Origin of the sequence: Streptomyces mesophilus (assembly GCF_040300965.1) — a bacterium.
GTDB lineage: Bacteria > Actinomycetota > Actinomycetes > Streptomycetales > Streptomycetaceae > Streptomyces > Streptomyces mesophilus_A.
The window spans coordinates 1-9,026 of the sequence record NZ_JBEPEW010000230.1 but is presented as its reverse complement, the minus strand read 5'-3'; the positions used below and the strand labels follow the sequence as shown (position 1 = coordinate 9,026).

At 71.5% G+C, this 9,026-nt stretch carries 8 protein-coding genes; 3 read left to right on the top strand and 5 right to left on the bottom strand.

Features of this window, described 5'->3' with window-relative positions; all coding sequences use genetic code 11:
• Positions 1-944: serine/threonine-protein kinase (locus tag ABT367_RS39260; RefSeq protein ID WP_352258494.1), on the bottom strand; the 944-nt coding region annotated here is incomplete at its 3' end.
• A 151-nt stretch (positions 945-1,095) separates the two neighbouring features.
• On the opposite strand from ABT367_RS39260, the gene ABT367_RS39255 reads away from it, so the two are divergent.
• Positions 1,096-1,530 carry a hypothetical protein gene (locus ABT367_RS39255; RefSeq protein WP_352258492.1) on the top strand — a complete coding sequence of 145 codons (435 nt, stop codon included), beginning with the start codon at positions 1,096-1,098 and terminating at the stop codon, positions 1,528-1,530.
• 106 nt (positions 1,531-1,636) lie between these two features.
• Here the strand turns inward: ABT367_RS39255 and ABT367_RS39250 are convergent, their stop codons facing one another.
• The 4 genes from ABT367_RS39250 to ABT367_RS39235 all read right to left on the bottom strand — a co-directional run bounded on the left by ABT367_RS39250 (position 1,637) and on the right by ABT367_RS39235 (position 6,315).
• The gene (locus ABT367_RS39250) at positions 1,637-3,106 is read right to left on the bottom strand and encodes a DUF1996 domain-containing protein (RefSeq protein ID WP_352258490.1); all 1,470 of its coding nucleotides are present in this window, start codon (positions 3,104-3,106) and stop codon (positions 1,637-1,639) included.
• Between the two features lie 133 nt (positions 3,107-3,239).
• Entirely contained in the window at positions 3,240-3,890 is a 651-nt protein-coding gene (locus tag ABT367_RS39245; protein WP_352258488.1) for a response regulator transcription factor, read from the bottom strand.
• Positions 3,875-5,146 (bottom strand): sensor histidine kinase, encoded by a 1,272-nt coding sequence (locus ABT367_RS39240; RefSeq protein WP_352258487.1) that lies wholly within the window; start codon positions 5,144-5,146, stop codon positions 3,875-3,877. The genes ABT367_RS39245 and ABT367_RS39240 overlap by 16 nt, the downstream gene beginning before the upstream one ends.
• A 179-nt stretch (positions 5,147-5,325) precedes the next feature.
• Positions 5,326-6,315 carry an NAD-dependent epimerase/dehydratase family protein gene (locus tag ABT367_RS39235; RefSeq protein ID WP_352258485.1) on the bottom strand — a complete coding sequence of 330 codons (990 nt, stop codon included), beginning with the start codon at positions 6,313-6,315 and terminating at the stop codon, positions 5,326-5,328.
• 290 nt (positions 6,316-6,605) lie between these two features.
• Between ABT367_RS39235 and ABT367_RS39230 the strand changes: the two genes are divergently transcribed.
• Positions 6,606-7,256, top strand: coding sequence for a hypothetical protein (locus tag ABT367_RS39230; protein WP_352258483.1), 651 nt, complete (start codon positions 6,606-6,608; stop codon positions 7,254-7,256).
• Positions 7,257-7,453: 197 nt separating this feature from the next.
• Complete coding sequence (locus tag ABT367_RS39225) at positions 7,454-8,917, top strand: PepSY-associated TM helix domain-containing protein (RefSeq protein WP_352258481.1); 1,464 nt, start codon at positions 7,454-7,456, stop codon at positions 8,915-8,917.
• The last annotated feature ends 109 nt before the right edge of the window (positions 8,918-9,026 follow it).

Below are 9,026 nucleotides of genomic sequence, written 5' to 3'. Positions count from 1 at the left end.
GCCGCGCCCGCCGCGCCCGCCGCGCCCGCCGCGCCCGCCGCGGCTCCCGTGGCGGGCCGGGTGGGGAGCCGGTGCAGCCCGTCGGCCACCGGCCGCGCGGGGGCGACCGCCACGGTCGGCGGGTGCGCGGGGGGCCGCGGCTGCGGGGAGGTCTGCGGGGCGAACAGGTCGAGCAGCCGTTCCGGCGTGGGGCGTGCGGCCGGGTCCTTCGCGAGACAGTCGGCGACGAAACGCCGCATGCCCTCCGGTACGGCCGAGAGGTCCGGCGTCTCGTGCACCGAGCGGTACATCAGCCCCATCGGCGTACCCGCGCCGAACGCGCTGCCGCCGGCAGCGGCGACAAGGACCGCGCCCAGGGCGAACACATCGGCCGCAGGGCCCACTTCGAGTCCCTGCGCCTGTTCGGGTGCCAGGAATCCGGGCGTACCGAAGGCGGCTCCGGTGGAGGTCAGGCGGGTGGACTCGACGGCCCGTGCGATCCCGAAGTCGAGGACGCGCGGGCCGTCCTCGGCCATGATGATGTTGCCCGGCTTGAGATCGCGATGGATCAGCCCGCAGCCGTGGATGGCCCCCAGGGCCTCCGCCAACGCCGCGCCCAGAGAACGCAGTTGGGCTTCGCTCATCGCACCCTGCCGGTCGATGAGGCTGGCCAGTGTCGGACCCGCCACGTACGCCGTCGCCAGCCAGGGAGTGTCCGCGTCCGGGTCGGCGTCGACCACCTGCGCCGTATGGAAGCCGCCGACCTTGCGGGCGGCCTCGACCTCGGCACGGAACCGTGCGCGGAAGTGCGGGTCGGCGGCCAGCTCGGGACGCGCCACCTTGACCGCGACCGTTCGCCCGCCGCGCGAGCGCGCCTGGTACACCGTCCCCATGCCGCCCGAGCCCAGCTCGCGCTCGACCGTGTAGGGGCCGATACGGCCTGGCAGTTCCGCCCCGTACGTCATCTGTCGCTTGCTCCCCCTCGAGACACCGGGCGCCAGTATGGCCGCCGGGTCCGGCCGACGTCACGAGGGTCAGGAGTCACCTGAGGGCTCCTGTGGTTCCGAACCCGGAGAAAGCGCACGGGCGCAGGTGCCGCAGGTGCACGATGGGCCCATGCGCCTACGCCCCCACATAGCCCGACTAGCGTGTGCGGCCGCCGTGTTCACCCTGGTGCTCGGCTGCAGCGGCGAGCAGAAGCCGGAGCCGGAGCCGGTCACCGGAACCCTCGAGGAGATCGCCGAGAAGGCGGACTGCGAGCCCAACGTCCAGACGGACGCGGCCGAACTGCGCCAGGCCAACTGCCGTAACGGCGAAGGCCGGTTCATCCTCACCACGTTCGCCACGGACCGCGGCCAGCGCGAGTGGATCAACGAGGCCAATGACTACGGCGGCACATATCTCGTCGGCCGCAAATGGGTCGCCAGTGGCGAGGAGAAGGTGGTCATGTCTCTGCGCGGCCGGCTCGGCGGGACCGTGGAGCGTGCCGGGCACCACTCGGGGAGTAGCGGTGCTGGGGGGAGCGGGCACACAGGGGGCCACGGGCACTGAGCCGGCCGCGCAGGCCGGGGGCATGGGCCCCGCGTGGGGGACGGGGCCCATGGTCGGTGAACAGCGGTACGCGGACCGGGGTCAGGGGCAGCGGTCCGCGGCCGGGTCAGCGGCAGCGGTCACCGCGGTTGAGGCAGTTCACCAGGCGTCGCATCTCCCGGTCGGCGAACACGTTGATGAAGTCTCCGTGGTCGGTCACCGGCTTGTGCAGCTGCTCGGGGAAGGAGTCGACCGCGAAGTTCGGCTCCGGGGGCACGTCGTACACGATCCGCTGCACCAGCTGCGGAATGGCCCGGAAGCCCCCCGGGCAGCGCCCGTCGGCGCCGGCGAAGGCCACGTGGGTGCGGTGGTTGGCGCTGTCGATGTTCGCGCCGTCCCAGCAGCTCTGGAACTTGAAGGTGCGCACCACCTTGGAACCCTCGGGGCACAGCGGGTATTTGTCCTTCAGCTGCCGGTTCTCGAATCCGGTGCAGCTCCATGAGGCATTGGCATTCGCATTGCCGTTGGTGAACGCCTTGGCGTCACCGGTGATGATCCGCAGAAAACGCGGCATGGCGACGACCTTGGCGGTCGGATTGCCCACGAACTTCAGCGTGACCTGGTCGGGGGTCTGGATCTCTCCTACGTTCTGGTCGTTCCCGCCGCCGTCGGCCTGGGCGTCTTCTTCTTCCTGACCGTTCTGAACCCTGAGGACCGGCCAGTAGTACGTGGACTTGTCCCGCTGATTGCGGCAGGTGGTCTGTCCGTTGGCGAGATCCTCGTCGCTGGAGAAAGCGTCCGTCGCCTGGTTGCCGACATAGTCGTGCATATGGTGGGCGCCATTGCTCACACCCGGCGCGACGATGACATTGTCCGGGTTGAACTTGCCGTTCTCATTCGTTCCGCACTTGGTCTCGAACTGTCCGCGGGACGCGCCGCGTTGATTGCGCACCTTGCTCACATTGGGCTCGACGTCCTCGATCGGGACGAAGTCGTCGGGGGAGGGTCCGTTGCCGGCCTGCCCGCCGTTGCCCGGTTCCTCGCCCGGCTCCTCACCTTGACCGCCGTCCTGGCCTCCGTCCTCCTCCTCTTGTCCGGGGTCCTCGCTCGGGCTCGCGGTTCCGCCCTGGTCAGGAGGCTGCTCGTCGGCCCGTAACGTACAAGGCGCGTTGGAGTCCAAGCCCTCCGGCGGCTGACCCCCCGCCTCCTGTATCGCGCCGGAGATCGCGGCGAGCGTGCCGCGGCGCTGCTCCTCCAGCGGGCCGAGGACGGTTTCCTGGGCCGCACCGGGATCCTCGGCGAACTTCCGGTACGCCTCGGTGATCTGCGTGTCCAGGGCCGCGAGTTCACGGTCCACGGCCTCGCGTGCCCCTTCCGGCACGTCCTGCAGCGACGTGGCGACATCCGGGCAGTCGATGGTCGACATGCGCGGCCCGGACTGCGCGTCCTGGGTCGCGGCAGGAGGCTGCTCGCTGCCTTCGCCCGCGGAGGCGTAGACATTGACGAGCGTCACTCCGCCGGCACCCAGGACCAATGCCGCCGAGGCGGCGACCGCCCGGCGGGCCAGCTTTGAACGTTTGCGTGATGTGCGTCCCATGGAGCTGTGTACGCGGACGATCTCCGCTTGTTTCAGCGGCCCCAGAAGTTCGTAGAATTCTCCGGGTTCAATTCCGGCACAACACCCTCAACAGGGGCCAATCTCAACGCCCTTGAACTCTGGTGCCGCCTTCTCAGCGCCCTTGGTCCAGATAGGCGAGCACCGCGAGCACCCGCCGGTTGTCGTCGTCCGACACCGGGAGATCGAGTTTCGCGAAGATATTGGAGGTGTGCTTGGCGATCGCCCGTTCCGTGATGAACAGCTGGCCCGCGATCGCCGCGTTGGACCGCCCCTGCGCCATGAGCTCGAGCACTTCGAGCTCGCGCGGGGTGAGCCCGCCGAGCGGACGGTCCGACTGCCGCCGCGACAGCAGCTGCTGGATCACCTGCGGGTCCATCGCGGTGCCGCCCGCCGCGACCCGGCGTACCGCGTCGATGAACTGCTCCGCGTCGAAGACCCGGTCCTTGAGCAGATACCCGATCCCGCCGTTGCCGTCCGCGAGCAGCTCCCGTGCGTACAGCTGCTCCACGTGCTGCGACAGGATGAGCACGGGCAGCCCGGGCCGCACCTTGCGGGCGGTCAGCGCGCACTGCAGGCCCTCGTCGGTGTGCGAGGGCGGCAGGCGTACGTCGCAGATCGCCACGTCGGGCGTCAACTCGGCGAAGGCCTTCGTGAGTTCGGGCCCCGACTCCACGGCCGCGACGACCTCGAAGTCGTACGCCTCCAGCATCCGCACCAGGCCGTCGCGCAGCAGGAACAGATCTTCGGCTAGGAGTACGCGCAAGGGATCTCCATGGTCACCATGGTGGGACCGCCCGCGGGAGAGCTGACGGCCAGGACACCGTCGAATGTACCGAGCCGGCGCTCCACACCGCTGAGTCCGCTGCCCCCGCCGATCCTCGCGCCACCCTGTCCGTTGTCGGTGACGGTGATGCGCAGATGGCCGTCGGCGTGGTGCACATCCACCCAGATCCGCTCGGCGCCCGCGTGCTTGACCGCGTTGGTGAGCACCTCGCTCACCGCGAAGTACGCGGCGGACTCCACCGGTTCCCCGAGGCGTCCCGGCAGGGTGACGTCCACGTCCGTCGGGACCGGCAGCCGCAGCGCGAGCGCCTTGACGGCGTCTCCGAGTCCGCGCTCGGCGAGCACCGGCGGGTGAATGCCGCGGACCAGGTCGCGCAGCTCGGTCAGGGCGTCCGCCGAGTTCTGCCGGGCCTGGGCGAGGAGCTGCTTCGCCTTGGCCGGGTCCTTCTCGACCAGTGCTTCGATCGTGCCGAGGTCCATACCCATGGCGACGAGCCGGGCCTGCGCTCCGTCGTGCAAGTCCCGCTCGATACGGCGCAGTTCGGCCGCCGAGGCGTCCACCGCGTCATGCCGTGACTCGGTGAGCTGGTCGATCCGGGCGTCCAGGCGGGCCTTGCGGGTGGGGGCGAGGGAGGCGCGGGCGACGGCGAAGTGGGCGCGTACGAGATACGGGTTGAACAGCAGCCCGACCGCGATCCAGACCAGGCCGAGCAGCGAGGCCAGGAAGGCCGAACCCCAGCCCTGCACCGGGATGAACGCGTACCACCAGTCCCCGAGCACCGTCCACAGGCCCGCGAACAGCAGGATGCCGAAGAGTCCTTCGACGAGGAGCCCCGGCGCGAGCACCGCGGTGACCGCACCGGCCGTCATGTCGGTGAGCAGCCACCGCAGGTCCCGCCAGGTCGCGGGGTCCTTGAGCATGAGGTTGAGCCGCTCCACATGACCGACGAACCCCGTGCGCAGATCCGCGGGGAGACGCCGGTACGGCACGGCGATCTCCCTGCCGGTCCACTCGCCGGCAAGGCGCCGCCGCGCGGTGGCGTGCGCGCGGACCAGGTCGAGGAGGTACGGCGTGGTGAGGACGCCGACGCCGATCGGGATCAGTGCGAGCGACACCACCGTGAGGACGAACAGGACGATCGAGGCCGTCAGCGCGAGCAGTGCGAGCGCGAGGCCCTGTGCCGCGGCGAGCAGCGAGCCGCGCACCCTCTTCGTCGCAGTCCTGTCCACGCCCATGGCGACCGTCCTCCTGGATCTGTGCGTACGCCGGTGCGGCGTGTACGTCGTCCAGTGTGGCGGGCACGGACGCCCAGGTCACGGGGTTCCGCCCCCGGCCGGGGGTGTAGCTGGCACCACCCCGGCCGGGTCTTCGGGGTGCGGAGCCCCGGCCTCACGGAGGTCACGGTCCCTGGGGCTCAGAGCCCCAGGACCTTCGCCTCCACCTCCGGGGCGACGCCCTTCCTCGGCCGGTCCGGGCGCTGCGGGGCTTCGCCGCCGATGGACTGCAGCCAGGTCCAGGTGTCGGCGACCGTCTCGCGTACGGGGCGGCAGTGCAGCCCGGTGGCCACGGCAGGGGACACATCGGCGGCGTGCAGGGCGTCATGCATATCGGTCGCCGGCGGCACCCATACGGGCAGCTGCGTCCACGGTTCGATGCCCGCGTCGAGGATCACCTGCGGGTCGGTCCAGCGCAGCTCGGCATCGGAGCCGACCACGTCCACGATCGCCTCGAGCAGCTCGCCCATCGTCGCGTGACCCTGCGGGCTCATCATGTTGTACGGGCCGCTGAGGCCCGCCTCGATGCCGTCCAGGATCCAGTCGGCCATGTCCCGCACATCGACGTACTGCAGCGGCAGTTCACGAGGTCCCGGGGCGAGCGTGGGGCCGCCGCGCGCGATACGGGTCAGCCACCAGGGCAGCCGGCCGACGTTCTCGTACGGCCCGAGCAGCAGGCCGGCCCGTACGAGCAGGGTGCGGTCGGGGCCGAAGGATGCGAGCGCGGCGAGTTCGCCGCCCCGCTTGTCGGCGGCGTAGTCGGTGGCGTCCGCGCCCGGGTCGCCGTCGACGACCGGAGCGCTCTCGTCGTAGCCGGCGGGCGGGGCCCAGGTGTAGACGGAGCAGCTGGAGATGTAGACATAGCGACCCACGCGGTCCTCGAGCAGCCGCGCCGCGTCCTGGACGGCGCGGGGCGCATGGGACCAGGTGTCGACCACCGCATCCCACTCGCCCTCGGCGAGCGCGTCGAGCCCGCCGGGCGCGGTGCGGTCACCGGTCAGCGCGGTCGCGCCCTCGGGCGCCGGGTTGTTCCCCCGATTGAAAACGGTGAGCTCCCACCCGCGCGCGAGCGCCCGCTCGGCCACAGCACGTCCGGCGAACTCGGTTCCACCAAGAAGAAGAAGTCGCATACGGGGATCGTGCCCGACCTGGGGGTGGTGGGGGAACGGCCTTCTGCCGAGGGCAGATCACTCAGCCCATCCGGCAATCTCAGTCAATCCGGCAATCTCAGCCGGTCCGGCAAACCCAGCCCCTGCGGCGATTGAGCAGATCCGAACGAAGTTCGGATGCCGGGGCCCGGGGCGGAGCCCCGGTTTCGGGAAGGGGCGGGGCGGGGGAGAAGGGCCCGCCGCAGGCGCCCCCACCCCATCCACTCGGACCGCCCCTTGCGCCCCACAAAGAACCTGGCACGATGTGCGCGATGACCCATGCCCGCTCGCCGCTGCGCGCCCTGCGAGCCGCACTCTTCGCGGCAGTGGCCGTCACGCTGGCCGGCGTGGGGCATTCGTCCATGTCCGACCATGAACTTCCCCTGAGCTCCCTTCTGCCGGCCTTTGCCGCACTCGCCGCCACCGCATGGTGCGCGAGCGGCCGCCGCCGCGGAATCGGAACCATCGGCGCCGGCATGGTCGCGGTCCAGACGCTGCTGCACGGCATCTTCGCGCTCACCGGCGCGCACTCCGCGGCCGCGCAGTCCCCGCACGCCGAGCATCTGCGGCACGCCGGCATGCCGGGCACGGCGGCGGAGACGACACTGCTCGACACCCTGACCCACGGCTCGCTGGGCATGCTCGCCGCCCACTTGGTAGCAGGGCTGCTGTGCGCGCTGTGGATCGCCCGCGGCGAAGCGGCCTTCTTCCAGCTCGTCGAGGCCCTTGCCGCCTTCGCGTTCACTCCGCTGCGGCTGCTGCTCACTTCCGTACGGCTCCCTGACGCGCCCCGCCCCGTGCGGCGCGGTCGGCCGCGCCGGACACGGGCCTGCCCCCGTACCGCCGTACTCGCCCATGCCGTGATCCGGCGCGGGCCTCCCGCGTGGGCGCTCCTGCCGTATCAAGCGCCCGCCGCCGTCTGACCGTTCGCGCCCCTTCCCGGCCGGACGGCTCCTCCTCGCGTATCCGCGCAGGCGGTGGGCGTGCCGCCCCCTGCCATCACGCGCGACCGCACCGCATCCGCGAGACCGAACCGACGCCTCGCCTCAGCGAAGCCGAAGCCGAGACGCCTCGCACCCGTATGCGCTGCCGCGCGCCCACGCGAATGCACGAGGACACCATGGCGATCGACGACCGGCCCAAGCCGGAACAATCCGAACCCTCAGAGCCCACCGCACCCGCCGGCACCACCCCGGCCACCGACCCCGCCGCCAAACCCGGCGCCTGGTCGGCCCTGCGTCCCCTGCTCCTGCGGCTGCACTTCTACGCGGGCGTCCTCATCGCCCCGTTCCTGTTCGTCGCTGCCGCGAGCGGCCTGCTGTACGCGCTCTCCTTCCAAGCCGAGAAGATCGTGTACAGCCATGAACTCGAGGTCCCGGTGGGCGACTCGGCCCTCCCGCTCACCCGGCAGGTCGAGGCCGCCGAGGAAGCGCACCCCGAGGGCACCGTCACCGCCGTCTGGCCCTCGTACGAGGACGGCATGACAACCCGGGTCCTCTTCGACAGCCCGCAGGTCGAGGAAGGCAAGACGCTCGCGGTGTTCGTGGACCCGTACAACGGTGAGATCCGCGGTGAACTCCCGTCCTACGGCGGCTCGGGCGCCCTGCCGGTACGTGCCTGGACCTCCGAGCTGCACCGCCATCTCCACCTGGGCGAGCCCGGCCGCCACTACAGCGAACTCGCCGCGAGCTGGCTGTGGGTGGTGGTGCTCGGCGGGCTGCTGCTCTGGTTCGCCCGGCGCCGGGCCCGCCGCCGTGAACTGCTCAAGCCCGCGCGGGGCCAGAAGAAGGGCCGCGCCCGCACCCTGTCGTGGCACGGTTCGATCGGTCTGTGGGCCGCGCTCGGACTGCTCTTCCTGTCCGCCACCGGACTCACCTGGTCCAAGTACGCGGGCGTGAGCATCGGTGAACTGCAGGACAGGCTCGGTGGCGCGACCCCCGCCGTCGACGCGGCCACCACACCGGCCGCAGGCGGGGACTCCGGTCACGGCGACCACGGCGGGGGCGGGGACCACGCGGCGCACAAGGGCGCGGACGTCGGCCTCGACCGCATCCTGGAGATCGCCCGCGGTGAGGGCATCGACGGCAGGACCACGGTGACGGTCCCGACCGAGGGCCAGGGCTACGTGGTCAAGCAGAACGACACCACGTGGCCGTACCACCTGGACTCGGTGGCGATCGACCCCGCGGACGGCAAGGTCCTCGACAAGGTCAGCTTCTCCGACTACCCGCTGCTCGCGAAGCTCACCAGCCTCGGCATCAACCTGCACATGGGTGTGCTCTTCGGCCTCGCCAACCAACTGCTGCTCGCGGCGCTCATGCTGGGCACGATGCTGCTGATCTTCTGGGGCTACCGCATGTGGTGGCTGCGCCGCCCGACCAAGTCCGGCGCCCTGGGCATGGGCCGCCCGATGCCGCGCGGCACCTGGCGCAAGGTGCCGCTGCCGGTCCTGCTGCCGCTGCTCGCCGTGACGGCGGTCATCGGCTGGTACGTTCCGCTGTTCGGGCTGAGCCTGCTCGCGTTCCTCGTGGTGGACGCGGTGGCCGGGGCGGTGGGCCGAGCGCGGTCGCGTACGGCTGCCTGACCGGTACGGGGGAGGGGCGGCGGCCCGCCGGCCGGCGGGCCGCCCCCCGCCGAACGCCGGGGGGGGGGGGGAGGAGTAACCCGCCCCCCGCCCCCGCGGGCTCGCCCCG

Excerpts from the sequence above, each read along its gene's own strand:
- ABT367_RS39255 (WP_352258492.1), top strand. The coding sequence starts at position 1,096 with ATGCGCCTACGCCCCCACATAGCCCGACTAGCGTGTGCGGCCGCCGTG.
- ABT367_RS39250 (WP_352258490.1), bottom strand. The coding sequence starts at position 3,106 with ATGGGACGCACATCACGCAAACGTTCAAAGCTGGCCCGCCGGGCGGTC.
- ABT367_RS39240 (WP_352258487.1), bottom strand. The coding sequence starts at position 5,146 with ATGGGCGTGGACAGGACTGCGACGAAGAGGGTGCGCGGCTCGCTGCTC.
- ABT367_RS39235 (WP_352258485.1), bottom strand. The coding sequence starts at position 6,315 with ATGCGACTTCTTCTTCTTGGTGGAACCGAGTTCGCCGGACGTGCTGTG.
- ABT367_RS39230 (WP_352258483.1), top strand. The coding sequence starts at position 6,606 with ATGACCCATGCCCGCTCGCCGCTGCGCGCCCTGCGAGCCGCACTCTTC.
- ABT367_RS39225 (WP_352258481.1), top strand. The coding sequence starts at position 7,454 with ATGGCGATCGACGACCGGCCCAAGCCGGAACAATCCGAACCCTCAGAG.